This is a genomic window from Prosthecobacter dejongeii, from assembly GCF_014203045.1.
Taxonomy (GTDB): Bacteria; Verrucomicrobiota; Verrucomicrobiia; order Verrucomicrobiales; family Verrucomicrobiaceae; genus Prosthecobacter; species Prosthecobacter dejongeii.
In genome coordinates, this window is sequence record NZ_JACHIF010000003.1 from 197,652 (window position 1) to 217,541 (window position 19,890).

The 19,890-nt window shown below is 58.6% G+C and carries 12 protein-coding genes; 7 read left to right on the forward strand and 5 right to left on the reverse strand.

The window, feature by feature from the left end; all coding sequences use genetic code 11:
* Positions 1 to 101: 101 nt before the first annotated feature.
* On the reverse strand, positions 102 to 554 hold the full coding sequence (locus HNQ64_RS23905) for a hypothetical protein (RefSeq protein ID WP_246430993.1): 453 nt from the start codon (positions 552 to 554) through the stop codon (positions 102 to 104).
* A 6-nt stretch (positions 555 to 560) separates the two neighbouring features.
* Between HNQ64_RS23905 and HNQ64_RS08745 the strand changes: the two genes are divergently transcribed.
* Positions 561 to 950: a LexA family protein gene (locus HNQ64_RS08745; RefSeq protein WP_246430994.1), complete on the forward strand. Its 390-nt coding sequence runs from the start codon at positions 561 to 563 to the stop codon at positions 948 to 950.
* 13 nt (positions 951 to 963) lie between these two features.
* Positions 964 to 1,080, forward strand: a complete 117-nt coding sequence (locus HNQ64_RS24305; protein ID WP_184207589.1) for a Y-family DNA polymerase — start codon at positions 964 to 966, stop codon at positions 1,078 to 1,080.
* Between the two features lie 94 nt (positions 1,081 to 1,174).
* On the opposite strand, the gene HNQ64_RS08755 is transcribed toward HNQ64_RS24305, so the two are convergent.
* Positions 1,175 to 2,320 (reverse strand): tyrosine-type recombinase/integrase, encoded by a 1,146-nt coding sequence (locus HNQ64_RS08755; protein ID WP_184207590.1) that lies wholly within the window; start codon positions 2,318 to 2,320, stop codon positions 1,175 to 1,177.
* Between the two features lie 445 nt (positions 2,321 to 2,765).
* Positions 2,766 to 3,023 (reverse strand): hypothetical protein, encoded by a 258-nt coding sequence (locus HNQ64_RS08760; RefSeq protein ID WP_184207592.1) that lies wholly within the window; start codon positions 3,021 to 3,023, stop codon positions 2,766 to 2,768.
* Positions 3,024 to 3,404: 381 nt separating this feature from the next.
* Between HNQ64_RS08760 and HNQ64_RS08765 the strand changes: the two genes are divergently transcribed.
* From HNQ64_RS08765 to pbpC, 5 genes are all read left to right on the forward strand, one after another.
* Entirely contained in the window at positions 3,405 to 3,776 is a 372-nt protein-coding gene (locus HNQ64_RS08765) for a winged helix-turn-helix domain-containing protein (protein WP_184207594.1), read from the forward strand.
* Complete coding sequence (locus HNQ64_RS24460) at positions 3,704 to 3,919, forward strand: transposase (RefSeq protein WP_184207596.1); 216 nt, start codon at positions 3,704 to 3,706, stop codon at positions 3,917 to 3,919. Before HNQ64_RS08765 ends, HNQ64_RS24460 begins: the two co-directional genes overlap by 73 nt.
* Before the next feature lie 290 nt (positions 3,920 to 4,209).
* On the forward strand, positions 4,210 to 7,875 hold the full coding sequence (locus HNQ64_RS08775; RefSeq protein ID WP_184207598.1) for an ATP-binding protein: 3,666 nt from the start codon (positions 4,210 to 4,212) through the stop codon (positions 7,873 to 7,875).
* 27 nt (positions 7,876 to 7,902) lie between these two features.
* The gene (locus HNQ64_RS08780; RefSeq protein WP_184207600.1) at positions 7,903 to 13,869 is read left to right on the forward strand and encodes an alpha-2-macroglobulin family protein; all 5,967 of its coding nucleotides are present in this window, start codon (positions 7,903 to 7,905) and stop codon (positions 13,867 to 13,869) included.
* Entirely contained in the window at positions 13,841 to 16,132 is a 2,292-nt protein-coding gene (gene pbpC / locus HNQ64_RS08785) for a penicillin-binding protein 1C (RefSeq protein ID WP_184207602.1), read from the forward strand. The genes HNQ64_RS08780 and pbpC overlap by 29 nt, the downstream gene beginning before the upstream one ends.
* Positions 16,133 to 16,412: 280 nt before the next feature.
* Here the strand turns inward: pbpC and HNQ64_RS08790 are convergent, their stop codons facing one another.
* Together HNQ64_RS08790 and HNQ64_RS08795 are read right to left on the reverse strand one after the other, a co-directional pair.
* On the reverse strand, positions 16,413 to 17,663 hold the full coding sequence (locus tag HNQ64_RS08790; RefSeq protein ID WP_184207604.1) for a hypothetical protein: 1,251 nt from the start codon (positions 17,661 to 17,663) through the stop codon (positions 16,413 to 16,415).
* Positions 17,664 to 17,704: 41 nt separating this feature from the next.
* Positions 17,705 to 19,861: a hypothetical protein gene (locus HNQ64_RS08795; protein WP_184207606.1), complete on the reverse strand. Its 2,157-nt coding sequence runs from the start codon at positions 19,859 to 19,861 to the stop codon at positions 17,705 to 17,707.
* Between the last annotated feature and the right edge of the window lie 29 nt (positions 19,862 to 19,890).

Genomic DNA, 19,890 nt, shown 5'->3' on the forward strand with positions numbered 1-19,890 from the left:
GGCGGAAAATGCCGACGCGGAGAGAGGCGTGTGATCCAGGCGCAAAGGCCCGTAGAACATCACACAACGGCTCGACGGGTATTCCCGTCAGCAAGCCCTGCTCAAATCAAGAACACGACCGAGCGTACCACCATCAGTGGTAACGATGGCGATCCACCCTCATCAGGCGGCGGCTGAGCGACCAACTGCGGCTCCTTCATGGAAGCCAAGGTCGTCTCAAAGATTTCAATCAGCTGAATCGGCATGAGGCAGACCACAGGAGCCATCGCCACATCCGGCGGCACTGTATCGGTCGGCGTCTGCACCAAATCATGGTGATGATGGCTGTCTGAATTTAAAGGAGTTTCATCGTGATCATCGTCGTGCTCATGCCCAGAGGGAGCATGGTTTAGCGGCCCCAACTCACCGTTCTCTCCATGACAATGCTCATCCAATGTGATAGCCGATTTGCCCGTGCAATCGCAATAATAGTGAAAGATCCCACCCGACAACTGCACCATCAACATCGCCAAAAGGGCAATGGTGGTAATTGTGCGTTTGTAAGAACGGGACATAGCAAAATGATGCTGGAACGATGTCGAAATTTTTGCAAGGCGAATTTGGCGGGAAGGCCTGAAATGCAGGAGGGGCGGCAGGATTACTGCCTGGATGTAGATTTCGACACTCTGAGGTTACCGAAGAATGCCAGGACCTTTGCCCTTAAAGTTCGCGGAGATTCGATGAAGGGGGCGGGAATCTTGGAGGGAGATGTGGTTATCATGGAGTTTCGGGAGCCCCGGCATGGAGACATTGTTGCAGCTCTCATTGATGGTGAAACCACCCTCAAGCGGTTCATTTTGCAGGCAGGTGTGCCTTATTTACGAGCAGCCAATGTCAAATACCCGGATATCATTCCGGGGAGAGAGCTGGTCATCCAAGGGGGGGCAGATTGCGCTTCTGCGGCTTCCTGAGAGGTGATCAGCTATGATCCTGCACTTTGATGCGGACGCGTTCTTTGCGAGCGTTGAGCAGGCTGCTAATAGCAAACTGCAAGGCAGACTTGTAGCTGTGGGTGGAGAAAAAAGAGGGGTGATTGCCTGACAGGGGGGCAGCCTTTTGCCGACGGAGCCTGTTACACGCTTGAGGTGCTGCGGGTCCAGAAGCCGAGGGTGAGAAAGAGGTGAAGGTAGATCGTTCACTCACTCACGATGTCGGGCAGTTTTGCCGCTGCCTTTTTCAGTGATTCCTCTCCCACGTGCGTATAGTGAGCGCTCATCTGTTCGCTTTCGTGGCCGATCATTTCCATGACCGTGGCTTGATCTACGCCGGCCGCTTTGAGCAGCGAAACCGCAGTATGCCTCAGGCTGTGGAAGCTCAGTGCGTTCAAGTCGCGCTTGGCTCCGCGACCAGATTTTGTTTTGGTATGGCTGACCTTTTCGCGAAGCCCTGCTGCCGCCAAAAGCTTAGCAAACTGATTGCTGAGCGTGCTCACCTTCCCAGTTTTGGCAAAGACGGCTGCAGCATGCGGATGAAGCGGGCCTTGCCGTTTTTCCTTTGGTGTTTTTGTGAGGTGGTTTTTGAGAGGCGTAGCAATAGGAAGGGACATGCGACGTCCTGTCTTGGTGGTGACAAGCGTGATCTTTTCAGAATCCAGGTCAATCGCAGACCACTCCAGTTTGGCCACATCTGAGAGACGCTGACCGATGTAAAGGCCAACCAGGATTATGGATTTCCACTCATCATCGGCGAGAGCTAGAACCTTCTTGATGTCATCCAACTCAAACGGCAGGCGCTCAGTTCCCTCCTCGGACTTCCTGACTGTGTCCACGCTTTCGGCAGGATCTTCGGCAATGATACCGTTCTTCTTTGCCGCTCTAAAAAGCATCTTGATGCACTTGAGGTGGTGGTTGGTGCTTGTGGAAGACATCGTCTCCAACAGGTTGCCACGATATTGCACGACTGATGCACGGCCTACGTGAAAAATGTCTCCGTTGTCTTGGGTCCCTATGAAATCGGCAAAGCGGGTGGTGGCAGAGCGGTAAAAATCCATGGTGGAAGGCTTTGTTTCAGCCTCCTTTTCTTTGAGCCATTCACTGATGAAATCCCGTAGGCTGACAGCTTTAACGGTCTCACCTGTAATCTCTTCATGAAGGTCACTGATGACCTGTTTTACCTGGACAAAGGTGCGTCTCTTCTGGGCAGCCTCTTCATATTTGGCGGCAATTTTTTCTGCTTCTTTCCGGCTTGTGACCTTGGTGGAACGATGACGCCTGATGCCTTTCGCATCGCGGAAGTCAGCGTGGAAAAATTTGGTGCCTTCGCGGCGAAAGACGGATGCCATACCTGATAACAAAACTGATAACATTCGGGATTGTTTGTGTCAATTCATCCTTGTTTGATATTCGCTTAAACCATTTAAAATGAACGTAATTGAACATCCTCGAACATTGTTGAAATCGTGTCTATCGAAACGTGGGTTCGATTCCCATCGCCCGCTCCAGGTTGAGATCCTTTGTCAGCGTAGAAAGCCTGATGCAGAATATGGCGAGCATGGGCAGGGACATGTGGATGATATCCCAAATGGATTTGCACACACCGGCCTACAACTGCTCCGCGCCCTGATCTTGGAGAGCGCCAGTCAGCACCAGCAAGAGCTAGGCGCATCAACTCTAAAGGCGCGGTGGACCTGTTACGACAATGGCTGCCACGAGTTGTGCAAGTCCACGAGAAGTCACGGAAGCTGGCCCGCTGCCAGGCCGCACTGCTGGAAAAAAGATGCCAGGCAGTCAGTGCTTCTCGCCACTCTCGTTCCAAGTGGTATCCACACTCCAGGAGCCACCCCAGCCTTTATCCCACACATGGGCTTTCACTTTCTCCAGAGCCTCCTGGGCCACCCCGAGCTTTTTTAGCGCGGTATCAAAATCCGCCACTGCCTTCGCAAAGGCCACATCATCATTCCCATTCTTCGCCTCAATCAGGGCATTGCGCACGTTGGATAATTCCGTTGCCGAGACCTCCACCTTTTCTGAGGCCTTCACTGTCATCTCAAACACGCCTGCCTTAGAAAAAGATGCCAGGCAATCAGTGCATGCTTTTGCGTCCTTTTGACCTTGATCCTCCTCGTGAAAACCACCTAAATGCTTGATTCTCAGGGCTACGCGATGGAGTAGCCGCTTATTCGATTTCATGCCAAGATGGCTCCTTACCCTGCGGCACGTTCCTGGTCCGGCGGGCAGAGGCGGTTGCTAGGATGATGACCTCGGAAATAGATATCAAGCGATCAATGCATGATGTCACGCCAGCAAATCCACAAAAAGGTGTTTTAATTCATTGAAAATCAATGTTTTACAACAAATTTTTTATATTATGCCCGGCATCTGTGATTTGAACAAAGTGCTGTGCCGGAGTGTGGTTTGGGGAGACCCTTGAACCTGGTTGAAGTCAGACCCAATGGTGACAACGCCAGCCTGAAAGACGTCCAGGTGGCCATGGAGCACTGGACGGGAGTCAAAGTGCATGGCTGGCTCATAGAACAGCTCCAGGTGGAGCTCAGCTATAACACCGTCATCCGCTATCTCCATGATCTGGGTTTCAACCTGCGGGTGCCGTGCAAGTGGTCTTTGCCGCTTCTGGATGAGCTGGCCAAAAGCGTGCCTTTGAAGGAAGGGGTGAGCTGGGTGCTGGTGCTTGACAATGCGTCCTGGCACAAGGTCAAAAGTCTGCGTTGGCACCATTTCGAAGTGCTGTTTTACCGCCATACAGCCCGGACTTCAATCCCATTGAGCGACTGTGGTTAAGGCTCAAATCGGACTTCTTCGCGGACTGGATTGCCCGCACTGGCCAAGAATTTGAAGAGCGCATCTGCCAAGCGCTCAATCATGTCATGACTCAGCCGAAAAAAACAGCCTCCCTCTGCTCTATCCGGAAATCCTTTCTGTGATTTGCTGTATCACTTAATCACCGACGCCCCCAGAAAGTGGACCCTTCCGATAGCTGACGGGGTGTAGGTAAAAGAGGATGGGCGATGGGCCGGCGGCATTTTCATTCCTCGTTCATTTCTCCAAGGCCCCCGCGCCCATCTCCCCGGACGAACGATCCCAAAAAGCGACACAAACACCTGCCAGTGCCCGTTTTTCCTTGCATCCAAACGAAAATTCCTAACCATCGCTGGCTAGGTGAATTAATATAATCATTTTGGAAGGCGAAAACCGTTAATCTACATGTCTTAGCATGATAAAAATACGCATTTTTGTTTCTTCGCCTGGTGATGTGACGATGGAGCGTGTCTGCGCGGAGCGCATCATCGAAAGGCTGAAACTGGAGTATTCGGGACGGGTCATCATCGAGCCCTTTTTCTGGGAGCATGAGCCGATGCGGGCCACGGCCAGTTTTAATGACCCTGAGAACATCCCTCTCACGGCGGATTTTAATGTGGTGATTTGCATTCTCTGGTCCCGCTTAGGCACCATGCTGAGCAAGAAATTTCGTCGGCCTAACGGGGAGCAGTATCCTTCCGGCACAGCTTTTGAGATTGAGACGGCTGTCAATTCGTACCTGGAACGGCAGAGCCCCGACATCCTCGTGTATCGGCGTACGCAGGAAGTGGCGATGCCCGTGAACGATCCGGTGGAGAGTGCTAAACGTGGACGTCAACTTTCCGCCCTGAATGACTTCATTCAGCGGTGGTTCTTTGACGAAGATGCGAGCTTTAAAGCGGCGATCAATGAATACCGGGCTCTGGGGCAATTTGAAGCCAAGCTAGAGAAACCTCTGCGGGCGTTGATCCACGGTTACATCGCCAAAAATCCAGCGGATAGCCCGGTGGTGATGCCAGCGCCTAGCTACCATGGGGAGAATCCGTTTCGCGGTTTGCAGGCGTATGATTTTGAAGATGCCAAGATCTTCTTTGGTCGGTCTCAGGCGATTGAAGACGTCCTCACCACCATGCGGAATCAAGCGGCTGCTGGCAGGGCTTTCACGCTTGTCCACGGGGCCAGCGGCAGTGGTAAATCCTCGCTTTTGCGGGCGGGTGTCATCCCGACGATGACGCACCTGAGTTGTGTGGTGGAAGGGGTGGCTTGCTGGGGCGTGGCGACCTTGACGCCGGGGTCCACCAATGACAGTCTGCTGGAGGCCCTGGCCGCTGCCCTACAGGGCGCGCGTTCGCTCCCCACGCTGCGCCGGGATACAGGTGATGTGAAGGCTTTGGCCCTGAGGCTGGAGCAGAACCCTGAGGGGATGGTGCCCAGCATCAATTCCGCCCTTGTCCTCACGGCTCAGGAAGTACAGTCGCGTGAGGCGCTGCCGGATCTGCCGCCTACGAAGCTGGTTTTGCTGGTGGATCAGATTGAGCAAATTTTCTCGGATGATCGCCGCTTTCCACGGGAACAAAGAAAAGCCTTTGCGGCGGCGCTCAATGTCCTGGCGCGTTCCGGCATCGTCTGGGTCGTGGCCACGACCCGGAGTGACCAGCTCGGTCGCCTAACCGATGATCTGCCAGAGCTGGCGGAGCTTTCCCAGGGCGGGCAGTATGCCCTGCTGGCACCCACGGAGGCGGACATGGACCTCATGATCCGCATGCCAGCACGCGCTGCGGGAGTGGCTTTTGAGGAAGACCCCGTCACGGGAGTGCGGCTAGAGAGCCGCCTGCTGGCGGAGGCCAGGCACGCACCGGATGGCCTACCGCTGCTGAGCTTCGTTTTACGAGAGCTGTATGCCCGACGTGAGCTGGTGGGCGGCGTCCCCACCATGACCCATGCCTGCCTGGATGAACTGGGAGGACTGGAGGGCGCGGTGAAATCACGGGCGGAGGAGATCTACGCCCACTATTTAAAGAACCATCCGGCGGTGCAAAATCCGCTGAAACACCTAGCCCGCACACTCGTCACTCTGGGCCGGGACAAGGATGAACCAGCCCTGCGGCGCATCACGCCCCTGGCCATTTTTACGGGGGCTAAGGCGGAGCTGGGGGATCTCATCGCCGCTTTGGTGGAGGGGCGTTTGCTCACGAAAACCGCTGGGGTGGACAAGCAGCCAGTGATCTTCGTCACCCATGAAGCCCTGTTTCGTAAGTGGAAGGATCTGGCCGATGCCATCGCTCTGAACCGCACCTTTTTGGTTCTTCGCTCACGCGCGGCCACCTCGGCCATGGACTGGCTGGAAAGGAAACGCGCCCGCGATTTCTTGTGGGATCGAGGGGCGCGGCTCAAGGAGGCTCAGGAACTTCTGGCGGATCTGGATGACCTGGACTCGGTCGAGCAAGCGTTTGTCAAAGCTTCCGTGGCCTCGGCTCAGCGGCGGCGCACGCAGCGTTTCATCTGGGCTGCTGCCACCGTCGCAGTTCTGGGCACGGGAGCTGCCCTCGCGATGAGGCACCTGCAATCGGTGGATCAGACCCTGACGGATAACTTGGCCAAGCTGAGTGAAAAAGAAGACCTGAAAAAGCAGTTGGATCTAGCTGTCGCAGCCCTCACTGAACGTGCCTGGCCCAAACTGGCCACACCTTCATCTGGGCAAGAACAGATCCCCGAAGATGAGGAGTTCAGCGAAGATGAAGAAGATGGAAATTTCCCCTCTTCACCGACGGCCAATTTTCCAGCGCTGGATGTATTGGAGATTTCACGCCGCTTGCAGAAGCTGGACCCGGATTACCCACGGGCTTTTGCAGCGGAGGTGCTGGCGCGGATTTACGATGATTCAGGCTTGATGAACAAGGAGAAGCAGCAGGCCGAGATCCAACGCCTGTTTGGCGAATGGAGCCGCCATGGCTTGCCCAAAAATGAAGTGCTGGATCTGGAAGCTCAGTGGCAATGGAAAAATGGCAATCAAGCCACAGCCATCACTACCTGGACGAGCTACCTGCGCACGCCGGGGCTTGAAGATGAGATCAAGCGCCGACTGCTGGATCGCATCTCCAGCTACTACGTGGAGAAGGAGATGTGGACCGAGGTGGAAAACATCATCAATACCAGTTGGGCCTGGGAGGACCATGTTTTGGCCAAAATCCGCCGGGCAAAAGCACGCCTGCGATTATTCAAACTGGACCTCGCCGAAAAAGATTTTGAAGAGGCCAAGCTAGCCGCGCCGGACCTGCCGGAAGTGCTCGAACTGGGGCCACCACTGGCACGCCTGCTCACCCACCGAAAGGCTCTGGCAACAGCTTCGGAAAATCTCTCTGATAGCCGGGGAAAATCCGTGCCGGAACTCTGGCTGGCGCGAGCCCGCATCCTGTTGACAGCAGAGCAATATCCTGAAGCTCTGAGTGATCTGGACATGGCGAATAAGCTCACCAATGGTCGATCCACGGCCATTGATTTCATCCGTGTCGCCAGCTTGATCCGTGGCGGTAGGAGCGTGCCTGCGGGCAGCAAAATCATCTCGCTCAAGTCTTTCTATTTTAACAGTCAACAGTGGGAAGAATGGATGGCACGTTCTTGGACTAATCTCATGAACCAATTCATCGCCGACAAGGTGCTGATGGCGGATGCGAACAATGCGGCGGTCCTGCTCCAGCGCTCATCCGGCTGGTTTCAATTTGCTCAAGGGAACCTCGGTCTTGCCGATGCGGAAGCGGCTTTAAAGATCGAGCCGGACAATCACCTCGCTCACTACTGGCGTGCGAAGCACCTGCTGCGGTTGGGGCGTTTTGAAGATGCTTTGAAGGAGGCCACAGCGATGCAGGCGCTCAAGACCAAGTACATTGACCACATCGAGATCAAGGCCGAGGCCGAGTTCGGTCTGGGGCAGGCGGAGGCCGCTGTGCGCACCATCACAGAGATAGTGCAGAGACTGCCGCGACCCTACTACCACGAGCTGCGAGCGCGCTACCTCCGAAAGCTGGGTAAAGAAGCTGAGGCGGAGCTGGACGACCAGGCCGCGATGAAACTGCGCAATTAGTGAAGCCCCTCTGACTGACTTTTTTCTATGATCCCTTTCATCTTTCGCTCCTGCGCACTGGTGTGTCTGCTGGCCCTGGCAGGCTGTAAACCTGCGGACTCCGTTTCTTCCTCCGGCGTGGATACTGGACCATTGCCACCCTTGATCCCGGATGCAGGCGGCATCCAGCTATCCCAAACCCAGGGGCTGCTGAAAAAGAAAATCTACATCACGTTCCCTGTGGATATGGTGCAGAATGACCTCATCGAGGCGGAGGATGCTGCGGAGGATGAAGAGTCTGCCTCCGCTGCCCGTGAGATCCCGTCTCCTGTCGTCATTGATCCTTCCCCAGATCACACCTTCAGGTGGCTGAGCCCGAGACGTGGGGTCATCCAGACGGGTTATGGCATCCCTGAAGTGGCCTACCGACTGACGTTGCGCAGCGGCTTGCAGGATGTGGAGGGACATGCCGTCAATCCCCAAGGCTGGGGGGCTGAGCTGGCCTCAGAGGACTTTGGTATCGTCAGCGTCCGACTTTTTGATGCCAATCAAATGGAGGTGGAGGAACTGAGTCAAACGAACCACCTTTCCGCCCGACCACGTGCCCGGCTGGAATTCAGCCGCGATGTCTTGCCCGCGGACGTTGCCGAGCGTGTGGCCTTCATTGATGCCGAGTCTGGTGAGCGACACGCCGTCATCGCCTGCCTGGAAGAGTGGCAGACGGGTAAACCTCAAGGTTTGATCTTCGTCCAACCGCGCAAGGAACTGACCGCTGGCAGAAATTACTGGCTCGTGGTGGAGCGGCTGCAGGCAGCGCGCGGGGATTACCAAACGCAGTATCTGCGCGTTTACCCCGCAGGGCAGTGCCAGCCTTTGCTCAGCAAATTCGCCCGGGGATACAATCAGCCCCGAGAGGGGTCTTACGCCCGGGTCTTTTTTAATCAGTCGCTGGATGCCCGCCAACTCGATGCCAAGCATTTCAAAGTGACCCCTGAAGTGGCGGGACTGACGGTCAAAGCGGAGCGCAAGATCGCCGTGTTGAAGGGCGATTTTCGACAGGGGATCAACTATGTCATCCAGGTGGAGCCGGGCATAGAATCCAAAAGCGGATTCAAAACCCATGAGGCGAAACAGTGGACGGTCACCATCCCCGAACGACGGCCCAGCATCATCATGCCCAGCGATTTCCTGGCTCAGCGCTACAGCGCGGGCGTGGATGTGTCTCTCTCTCACTGCCGCACGCAAGCACTGACATGGAAGCTGGCGGAGGTGCCGTTGGAAAAGCTGACGGAAGTCCGCAAACGGCTGCGCGAATTTGCCGCACCAGTCTTGGATGATCAAGGCATCCCGCAGTTAGATCCTCGTGACGGCAGCCTGAAGTTTACCCTCACCGATTCTCTCATCCAGGCGCTGGAGCTCCGCGTGGCCGCGACGGATCAATTGCCCGCAGCCCCCGGTGAAGAAGAAGTGGCAAGGAACATCCGCTGGAAGCCCACCGCGGGCTCCCAGGTGGCGGGGCTGTACCTGCTGGAGGTGGAAGGCAGTGGCGTGGATGGCCGCCTGTGTGGCAACCGCACGCTCATTTCTCTGTCTGACTGGTACATGAATTTCATCGCCACGGGAGAGGACCGGGCCGTGCGCCTTTCCTCCTTGGCAGGCGGGGCTGGTGTGTCAGGCATCACGGTGCAGGCTTTCTCGGAAGAGGGGCAATTGATGGATGAAGCAGTCACCGAGGCGGATGGCATGGCCCGTTTTCAAAAACTCCAAGGCCAGGACAATGACCCTTACCTCTTGGCCGCAGGCAATGCCTCGGGCTGGTGTTTTCAGCAAGGTGACTACTCCACGGTTGAAGATCACCAGTTCTCCACGGAGGGGGAAGCTCAATGCCTGCTGGTCACCAATGGAGACCTGTATGAACCGGGCGAGGAAGTGCAAATCTACGCTCTGGTGCGGGAACGTGGCGATGGGGGCTTGACCCTGCCAGAACCAGGAAGCCGCTATAAAATACAGGTCAGCCTCGGCGCAGGCGAAGAGCAAGAAGATGTCGAGGAACTGCCGTTGACGCTTTCCTCCTCCGGGGGTGGCAGCGCCATGTGGAAGATCCCCAAAGACCAAACTTCTAGTTGGGTCACCTTTAAATTGATGCAGGACGAGGGCGACCAACTCGCCGTTGCTGAAGCGGGCATCACCGAGTTTCGCCCGCCGACTTTTTCGGCTGATTTAAAGGCTGAAACCATGACCGGCACCCGTGCCGAGGCCCGCCTCACGTCCCACTTTTTCCATGGCAGTGCCAACCGCGATGCCACCGTCACCTGGACGGCGGAGTGGGTGATGCAGGACTGGCTGCCCGAGTCTGGCCCGGAGATGAATTTCGACGAAGCAGAGCCCGCTGGGCCCGGCGAGCTGAATAACTTCACTCCCGCTGGAGATTCCCTGGAATCTGTCTTCAAGCTGGACTACGAAGATGAGTATTCCTATGCGGAATTTTGGTCTGACTATGCCTTTGCGGATCGGTTCTCCCCTGCGGCCAGTCAGCAAGGCCTGGAAGGCGTCTTTGAAACCATGAAGTTAGGCTCTGCCAATTTCACGCGGGGGCCTGCCGTGCCAGCCTCTCACCCGGTGCGGGGCGAGCAAAAACTGAATGAAACAGGGGAGTTGGTCCTGGTGTCTGAGTGTCCTTTTCCTAACTTGGGCCGCAGTCACCGCGCGCAGGTCTTTTGGACGGTGGATGTGAAGACGGAGGCTGGGCAGTCCCGGCGTGCCGCGGCCACGCAGCACATCCAGTTTGCCCCGCAGGCACTGGCTATCTATTCGCCGAAGCGGGCTCTCGGGGAGCCTGGTGTGCCCATCCTTTTGACCACCATCAATGCCGAAGGCAAGCAAGGCAGCGGGGGCGAGGCGGATCTGGAAATGTACCGCCGCACCATCAATACCGTTCATGAACGTGTGTCTGAACATGTGATGAAGTACCGCAACGTGCCGGAATTCCGCAGCGTGTGGAAGCAGAAAGTGCGGCTCCCTTTTGATGGTGTTTTACCTGCGGCTGAGCCAGGTGACTACGTGGTCTGTGCGACCCCGGTCAACAATCCCCAAGCCGTGCCCGTGAGCACGTTTTTGCATGGCGTGCAGGAGCAGACGGATCTCGTCCTAACCAATGATACCACCTTTGAAGCCGTGCTGGAAAAAGACCCCGTCACTGTCGGTAGCACGGCCAAGATCCAAGTCCGCACCGCCTTTCCTGGGGCGATTCGTGTTTCCGTGGAGACGGATGATTTATTGGAGACCCTGCCTCTTTTCCAAATGAAAGGCACCTCCGCCGAGATTGAGGTGCCGATTCGGAAAGAGTATTTCCCCAATGCGTTTATCCGCCTCCACCTGATGGGCCAGCCGGATGAATCAGGAAAGCCTGCGGAGCGTTTTGCCATCTGTCCCGTGAAGGTGATGGACCCCGAAGTACAACTGACGGTGACGCCGAAACTGGATGTGCCGAATGTGCGAGTGCGGGAGCAGGTGACAGGTCACGTTTTAGTCCAGAGCGCTGGGCAGCCCGTCCCGAATGCGGATGTCCTCGTCTTCGCCATCGATGAGAGCATCCTGTCCCTCGGAAACTGGAAGCTGCCAGATCCCACCCCCAGCCTCTACCCAGAGCGGATGCACAACGTGCGCATGAATGTGGCCCTCGGGGCGCAGTGGTCTGAAGCGCAGGTAGCCTCGCTTTCCCAGTTTGAGAAAGGCTTCATCCTAGGCTCAGGAAGAGAAAAGACGCTCGTCCCCACCGTCATTCTAAGAGAAAACGAAAAGCCACGGCCGCTCTGGCAGGTGCGGGTGCGCACAGATGCCGCAGGCCGGGCTGCCTATGCCTTTGAGGCCCCAGATACCCTGACGAGCTACCGCATCTCCGCCCTGGCTCACACCGCCACTTCGCAGGTGGGCATCGGAGAGACCAGCGTTAAGGTGAGCAACCCACTTCGGGTGGAGCCCACCCTGCCTCAATTTGTCCGGGAAGGGGATGAACTGGAACTGCGCTGCCAGCTCACCCAAGAGGCCCAAGCCAGCCTGCCTGTGAACTATAGCATCGAAGTGGAAGGCAACGCCACCTTGCTGGAAGGTGGGCAGCAGCAGTTCACCCTGACTCAAGGGAAAACCCAGGTCGCCAGTGCAAAACTGCGTGTGGGGGAAGCGGGGGTTGGCAGCTCCCTGCGCCTCATTTTCAAAGGCATCGCGACGGATGCCTCCGCGCTTTCAGACGGCACCGCCATCACGCTGAGCCTGCTGCCGCGCTATGCTGAGCGGACGGAGATCGTCACCGGGGACTTGCCCACGGGCACCGCCTGGGACGTGGCCGCTAGTACTAGGCCCGCCTGGTCCCAGGAAGCGGGCAGTGTGGTGGATGTGATGCTCTCTGGCACCCAGTGGCTGCCGCACCTGGTCACCTTCTCCCCTGGCAAACGCGTGCGCAGCAAAAACGTGCTCTTGCCCGATCTGGCTGCCGAGGCTTTCACCCCACTGCTGGTGCCTGAACTGGGTGCTTACCTGCCCTGGGTCCCTGACAGCCCAGACACCGTGCTGCCACCGCCAGGAGATGAGCCCGAGCCCGTCCCCTCTTGGCTGCGCCAACAGGCCACCACGGATGCCGCAGATGCTGTAGCCACCCTGGAAAAATCCATCATCCCAGACGAAGAAAGCGGCTGGTTTCCCCGCTTCCCCAACTCGGGCGAGCCCAATGATCCCGTCACCGCATTAGTGACGCTCGCTGTGCAATTGACCAAAAATCGCGAAGAAACGGGTGAAGACACAGCCTCCCTTTGGTCTGAGCGCCTCGCCACCAAGCTCAGCTACTGGCGCAAGGGCGCTTTGAACCCCAACTACCGTGCTGGGGACCAAGCTGCCGCCACGCCCTTTGTCCGGTCACTGGCCCTGCTAGCAGAAGCCTATGCTCCCGATTCCTACAACCCTTACTCACTCCAAGGCCTAGCCGCCGTGGTGCGCAGCCTTTTCACCCACCGTGAAGAAGACCTGGGGCTGGAAGGACGCTGCTTTTTGGCCATGGCCGTTCACGTACTCCAGGAACGTCCTGAGGACTCCGATGAAAAAATGCCTTTGCTGCTCACCCAGGAGGAAATGAACACCCTGCTGGCAGAGATCAAAGGCTACGCACTGCCCCGTGGGCTGGACTCCACCACCCTTACCACGCCGCAGCGTGCAGCCGCGATCCGACTGCTGACCTTAAGCACCCTGGCTGGCCAGGAAGTGGGGGAAGCCGCACGCCTCACCGCAGACCAGGCACTCCAGTCTCTGGTGGTGGATGATCGCCAAGTACTGGCCCAGGAGAACATCTGGAGACTGCTGGCCGCCTCCGCGTTTTTAAAGCTCGAGCAGCCTGCACCCTTGAGTGCTCAGGATCTCGGTCGGGATGACTACATCACTTCCGCCAATGGCGTCACCCTCGGTTGGCTGCGCCGTCCTGTGAACACGCTGCCTTCGCTGTTTCAAAAACCGCTGGCCTTCCAGGTGCCCACTTCCTGGCTGCTGCGTGCCTCCTACCGTGCCGCCAGCCCTGAGCCCATCGCCCAGTCTGGACTGGCCCTCACACGTGAGGTTTACACGCACAAAGCTCCAGACCGAAAAGGCTCCACGGAGGCCCCGCTGCGGCTCGGAGATTTTGTCCTGCTGACCTACCGCATTCAGTGTGACAAACCTCAGAACTTCGTCGTGATCGAAGAAGAACTGCCTGCTGCGCTGGAGTCGCTCAACCCTGACCTGCCCTCCGTGCGCAAAGCCTTCTCCCTCCCCGAAAATCCGCGTGAGGCCAAGCTCAGCCATGCTGATCACAGCAGCCATCGCGTGCGGGTGGTCTTTGACTCCCTGCCCGCAGGTGAAAGCACCTACACCGTGCTCACTCAGGTGGTGGGGAATGGCACCTTTTCTTGGCCTGCCGCCCAGGCCTCGCTGCTGTATGATCAACGCATAAACGCCTCGACCGCCGATGCGAAAGTCCTCGCTGCCCAGGAGTAAAAAACAGGGTTTTAAAAAACTCTTGGTTAGGCTAGGTATCGTTTTTCTAGGCGTCCTTGGGCTGGGGGGCGCTTTGGAAATCGCCATTCGCACCGCTCCCCTGCCGCCTTCTTTGCAGTCCAGCCTAGTCAGCACCCCCGTCGTGCTGGACTGCCACGGGACCGTGATGGCAGAGCTGCCTGGCAGGGAGGCCCGGCTGCAATTTCCCGTCTCGGCAGGTGCCCTCAGCCCATGGCTCATACGCGCCACCATCGGGCTAGAGGATCGGCGGTTTTACCAGCACAGCGGCATTGATGTGCCCGCCATTGGCATCGCCTTTTTCCGCAATCTCCGCAGCGGGCGCATCATGGCGGGCGCTTCCACTTTAACTCAGCAGTTGATCAAAAACTCCCAGCCCCCGCAGCCGCGCACCTGGGGGCGTAAACTGCGCGAGGCCCTGGCTGCCCTGCGGCTGGAGCGGGAGTGGACCAAGGAGCAGATCCTCACGCGCTACCTTAACCAAGTCAGTTATGGAAATCGCTTCCATGGGGCTGAGGCCGCGGCCCGCCAGTACTTTGGCAAAAGTGCAGCCAGCCTCACCGCCCCAGAGGCCCTTTTCCTGGCGGCTCTGCCGCGTGCCCCCACCCGCTACAACCCGTGGAGGCACCCTGCTGAGGCGGGCCAGCGTTACCAGTTTGCCCTGGGCCGACTGCAAGATGCCGGGGTGCTCACGGCTGCGGAGCGGGAGCAATGGCGCACTCCTCCCACCGTCCTGCCGCGCCAGCCTACGGTGATTTTAGCGTCCCACTTCGTCCAGCATCTCCAGCGCCAGCACCCTCACCTGGCAGGGACGGTGCGCACCACGCTCGACTTATCCCTGCAAGCGCGGGTGGAATCCATCGTGGCCCGCCACCTCCGGCGGCTCACCCTTCATCAGGCACGGGATGCGGCGGTGCTGGTGCTCAATCACCAGACAGGGGCCATTCGTGCTTGGGTTAGCGCCTCCCTTTCCAAGACTGGCCAGGGACAGATCAATGGGGTGACACTGCCGCGCTCTGCGGGGTCTATCCTCAAGCCCTTCCTTTATCTCCAGGCCCTGGATCGTCGTTTGATCACTGCCGCCACGCTGCTGCCAGATACTCCAGATGCCATCCGCTCCGAGTATGTGGACTACGACCCCAAAAACTATGATCAGCGTTTCTGGGGCCCCGTGCGCATGCGTGAGGCCTTGGCCAATTCTCTCAATGTGCCTGCTGTCCTTACCTTGGCCCGTGTCGGCGCGAGGGCCGCTCTCAATGGTCTGCATGATGCGGGCATCCACACGGCGCGAGGGCTGGAGGACTACGGCGCAGGCCTCATTTTGGGCAATGCAGAGGTCCGCATGCTGGATGTCACCGCCGCCTTCGGCACCTTTGCCAATCACGGCACCCTCAGCCAACCCGTTTGCCTCCAGGGCGAGAGCCCACGCCATCGCGTGATCGCCTCACCCTCAGCCGCTGACATCCTTGCCGATGTTCTCAGTGACAACGATGCTCGCAGAAAATCCTTCGGCCCCTTCACCCCCCTCGCTTTTGAAAACCGCCGCATTGCCTGCAAAACCGGCACCAGCTCCGGCTTTCGCGATGCCTGGACCCTCGGTGCCACGGCCCAGCACTGTGTCGGCGTGTGGATCGGCAACTTTTCTGGGGCCCCCATGCGAGAGCTGGCCTCCGTCACCGGGCCTGCTCCCCTCTGGCGTGACATCATGAATCAAGTCCTCACGCTTGATCCCAGCCTCCCCCCACTCGTCGAATCCGCCGCCCTCCGCCCCCGGGAAATCTGCGCCGTCACCGGCCTTCTCCCCACCGCCGCCAGCCCCTCCCGCGTCCAGGAATGGTTCCTCCCCGGCACCGAGCCTGAAGCCGATGCCGACAGCTACTACCAGGCCCGTCCCAATGGCCCACCGCAGCTCACCCTCCCCAGCACCTATGAACTCTGGTGCGCCAGCAGTCACAATTACCTCGGTGCCGCCGTCAGCGCCGGAGAACCCCTAAACATCGTCTCCCCCCGGCAAGGTGCCCAGTTCATCATCGATCCTCACCTCCCTCGCAGCCGTCAAAAATTGGAACTCCGCGCCATCGGTGCTCAGGGGCAGCCTCTCGAGTGGTGGCTCAATCACGCCCCCCTAGCCACCAGCCCACCTGGGCAAACCCTCACCTGGCCCCTGGTCAGAGGCGCTCACCACCTCGAAGTCCGCTGCGGCCCCGAAAAAGCCACCGTCACCTTCACCGTCGGAGACCCCTAAAGCGCTCTGAAGACACATGCCGTCTCCCCATCGTAGGTGGGGTATGTCCGGCGCCCCACCCGCGAGGCGCTGGCTTTTCAAGCTGGCGCAGCGTGTTCATGCCGCTTCGTCAGGCGCGGTTCCAGCACTCGCCCCTTATTTTCATCATCATCGGTGCCAGGCGTTACCGCCTCACACTGCGGGCGGAGGCGGCAGGCCTGGCTGCGCACTGTTTCCCGGAGGGGAGAAACGTGCACGCATTCAGCCACACATCCGCCCCCACACCGCCCTTCACCCCTCATCACTGGATCAACAACGTCTGAGGGAACTTCAGGCTATCGAGATCCGAGGCGACGAGGTGCGACAGCCCCACCAGGAAACGAAAGGTATCCCGATTGCGCGAACGTTGCTCCCCCTGCTTATAATCGGTGATCATCCAAGATTCCCCATCCAGGTGGATCTTTACCGTGGGCTTTTGCAGGTCCGCCGCAGGCACCCCCGCCCAGCTCAGTCGCAGGATGGGTTCCTGTTGCGCAGCGGGCACTGCGCTTTTCAAAACAGCTTGTTGGGCATCGCTCATGCCTTCATAGGCAGGCTCTTCCTGCGCCACCGCGCTCATGATTCCGCCAAAGGAGCGTACCACCAGCTCCGCACGCGCGCCAGAGCCGCCATCCGTCCCACCATCCGCCCTCAGGCTCAGTCCCTTTTCCACGATCTGGAGAAAGGTGGAGATGGCCTCCTCACCATCCGCCGACTGGAATTCCGGCTGGCTCCTCAGGCTGCTTAGGGCCACCGTCTTTGCTGCCCCTTCACGCACCCGGAAGACCGCCTGCTGCTGCATTTCTCCCAGCACCCAGCCCGTGCCCTGCTGCTGCCATATCAGGCCTTTTTCACGCGCATTTATCAGATCATTCGTGCTGGGTTGCAGGGGGCTGGAATGGCCCGCCGCCAGGGGTGAAAAACGGCGCTGCACCTCCAGATCCAGCGCCCCTTCACGCTGCAGGATGCGCGCCACCTCACAGGTCTTCAAAAACGTCAGGTACGTGGATCGGCCACTACCGGGATCATTCGGCAAGATCGTCAACCCGCCCTTCCCACTGCCCAGTTCAATGCGCTCCACCATCAGCCGCATCAGGCGGTCAATCGGCCAGCCTTCCTCAAACAGCGTGATAAAGACCTTCGGCGGAATGGGTGCCATCATCCGATCCGTAAACTCCTTTCCGGTCAGCGGGATGTAGGTGAAGCTGGGCCGTTCATCCGCCTTCAGGTTCAGCCCCAGACTGCCCGCCAGCCCCAGTGATCTCTCCCCGCGCGCGGACCCTGCATTCAGGCCTCGCTCGAAGTTCATCGAGGTGGTGATGGGCCCCGGCTGCACCCAGTGGGCAGGCTGGTGCTGGCGCAGGCGCACCAGGTTCAGCAGCATCTGGTCATCGCTCCCGCGCGCATAGGCATCGCTGTAATTACGGATGCTGCTGCGGTAAGCGGCAGACCCGCACGACAGCAGCGCCAGTGAAACCAGGACAAGACCGCTGCGGTAAAAGAAAGGATTCATATCAGGAAAAGATAAGGGCAGTCAGGCAGGTAAACAGTACGTCATGGCGCGTGCGGTTTTAATCGTGGCCAAAAGGGAGACGCACGAAAACCTGGCGGCATCTCCGCCCCCATTTCAGGTCGGCGGATGGAGCGGATGTACCACTGGTGCGCGTACGAGTGCGCGTACAGGTACGGGTCACTCCCCTCCGGTGTCGCATCTGGTTGCAGCTCGTAGCATCGGTAGTTAGGCCGTTCCGGGGAATCTGGCGGCACGCGCTGGGCAAAGAAGGACGATTTGTAAAAGTCCACCTGGCAGCGGCTATCCCCATTAGGTTCCAGCAGCTCATACAGATCGTTCACATCAGGTAGGGGCGTATCCAGCAGCGTCACCCGGCTGTTCTTCGGCAGAAGGCCAAATCGCTTCAGCACCAGCGCTGCGCGCACCACTAGAAAACCGCCCGCGCTGTGGCCGATCAGATGCATAGGCTGATCGGCATAGATCACCACCGGGTCCGTCTTCATCGACTGCGCCAGCTTGTACCCCACGATGTCGCCAATGGCCTGCGCCTGCATGCGGATGGCCACAATGTCTGTCACCGAAGGCGCCTTTTTATCTGGCATCGTCGGCTCGGGAGTTTTCTTCAGGTCCACCCCACCACGCGTCTGCACCGGGGGCCGGGCTGGGGCCTCGCCCGTGTGGGGTTTGCCCGTCCCTTGGCCCCTTTCAGCCGCATCTTCATCGCGGATCTTTTCCAGCGTCCGCAGTAGGGCCGTGACCTCGGAGGGCTTCGCCGCGATACTCCAGTCCACCAGGCAGATGTCCGGCACTGCCGGGCCCAGACGTTCCTTGAGAGCCCCTTGCAGATCCGTCATCCAGTGCAGCTTATTCTTTTCCTGGCCCTTGCTCTTTTCCTCCGCCACCAGCGCTGAATCATTTAGCCCATGGGCGATCAAAATGAACCCGCGCGCAGACTCCTCAGGCACCGGTTTCCACCAGCCCAGCGCCCCCGCTTTGGAAAGTAGCTGCCCATCCGCCGTGCGCAGGATACTCCTTTGCAGCCCATCCTGAGGAGCCCGGGAAAAAATCAGCAGGGAGGTGAGAACCGAGGTGACCGCGACGATCAATACCCGGCCAAAAATGATGCGCCCTGTCACACTGAGTGCCATGCCTGCACCGTCCAGCAGGCGCGTCGTGAACTCAGACCAGCGGGATTCTTTCACTGCCGTCAGTCTCTGCCGTCCTACCGCCGCTGGCGCTTGGGCACTGCGATAAAAGACTTCGGCATGCTCCGCTTGGTAAAACCATTCCGTTACTTCAGACAGCAGCACCCGCTCCACCTCCTGCACCACTTCCTGCATCTCCTCCAGGGTGCGACTTTTCATCAAGCGCCCTTTGGCCACTTCCAGATATTCCCACTGCTGCGCATACCGCCCTGTGCGCCGATTCAGCTCCAAATAAGCGCTCAGAGATTGCATCAAAATGGCGATCAGAGGCAGCGCCGCCCCGGTCAGGCCGAGAAAAAGATCTGCATTCGCCACGGACAGCAGCCATTCAGACGTGCCTGAAAAGCCTAACCATAAGCCTAGCACGGCCAGTACCAGGGCTCCGTCTAGTGACCGCGTCACATACTGGCTCAAGTGCTGCCGCTCGATGGCTGCGGCCTTGGCTTTCACGGTGTAAAAGCTCGACTGATCCTCGATTCGATTGGCCAAATACTCCGCTTTCCACGCCTCGAGATCTCCCGGTTGCTGCACCGTTTCAGGGGCCGCCATCACCGCCGCCAGGGGCTGTAGTGAGGGGGCTACATCCAGCGCATCATGGGTGGGGCGTCCTGGCCAGTTTGAGGTCGCCTTTGCCGAGCGGGCAATTTCCGCCAGCAGTCGAGACCGCGTCCACGCCTGCTGCTGATTGCGCCAGCGCAGCCACCAGCAAAACCCGATGACGCCGAGGGTGCAAAGCGCCACCGAGATAGAGACTGCCCCCGCCGACCACCGCCTCTGAGCCACCATCAGCCAAAACAGCGGCATCAGCACGGCCAGCCCCTCCAGCAGCAGGATCCAGCGCCACAGCCGGCGCGTGTTCGGCGCTAACCTAGTGGCCAGATCATTCGCCTTTTGGTAAACCTCATCCGCCGTGGCCCCGCGCTCCAGCCCCAGATGCGCCAGCAGATCCCCCGTCCAGGCAGGCTCGGTAAAGTGTGAATGCGTCGGGTTCATCAGGTAAAAGGTTGGTTAGGCAAGTCGAG

Bases quoted from the DNA above. Each gene is read 5' to 3' on its own strand.
- HNQ64_RS08745 (WP_246430994.1), top strand. From the start codon at position 561: ATGATGCTGGAACGATGTCGAAATTTTTGCAAGGCGAATTTGGCGGGA.
- HNQ64_RS23905 (WP_246430993.1), bottom strand. From the start codon at position 554: ATGTCCCGTTCTTACAAACGCACAATTACCACCATTGCCCTTTTGGCG.
- pbpC (WP_184207602.1), top strand. From the start codon at position 13,841: ATGCGAAAGTCCTCGCTGCCCAGGAGTAAAAAACAGGGTTTTAAAAAA.
- HNQ64_RS08780 (WP_184207600.1), top strand. From the start codon at position 7,903: ATGATCCCTTTCATCTTTCGCTCCTGCGCACTGGTGTGTCTGCTGGCC.
- HNQ64_RS08775 (WP_184207598.1), top strand. From the start codon at position 4,210: ATGATAAAAATACGCATTTTTGTTTCTTCGCCTGGTGATGTGACGATG.
- HNQ64_RS08760 (WP_184207592.1), bottom strand. From the start codon at position 3,023: ATGACAGTGAAGGCCTCAGAAAAGGTGGAGGTCTCGGCAACGGAATTA.
- HNQ64_RS24305 (WP_184207589.1), top strand. From the start codon at position 964: ATGATCCTGCACTTTGATGCGGACGCGTTCTTTGCGAGCGTTGAGCAG.
- HNQ64_RS08790 (WP_184207604.1), bottom strand. From the start codon at position 17,663: ATGAATCCTTTCTTTTACCGCAGCGGTCTTGTCCTGGTTTCACTGGCG.
- HNQ64_RS08755 (WP_184207590.1), bottom strand. From the start codon at position 2,320: ATGGCATCCGTCTTTCGCCGCGAAGGCACCAAATTTTTCCACGCTGAC.
- HNQ64_RS08795 (WP_184207606.1), bottom strand. From the start codon at position 19,861: ATGAACCCGACGCATTCACACTTTACCGAGCCTGCCTGGACGGGGGAT.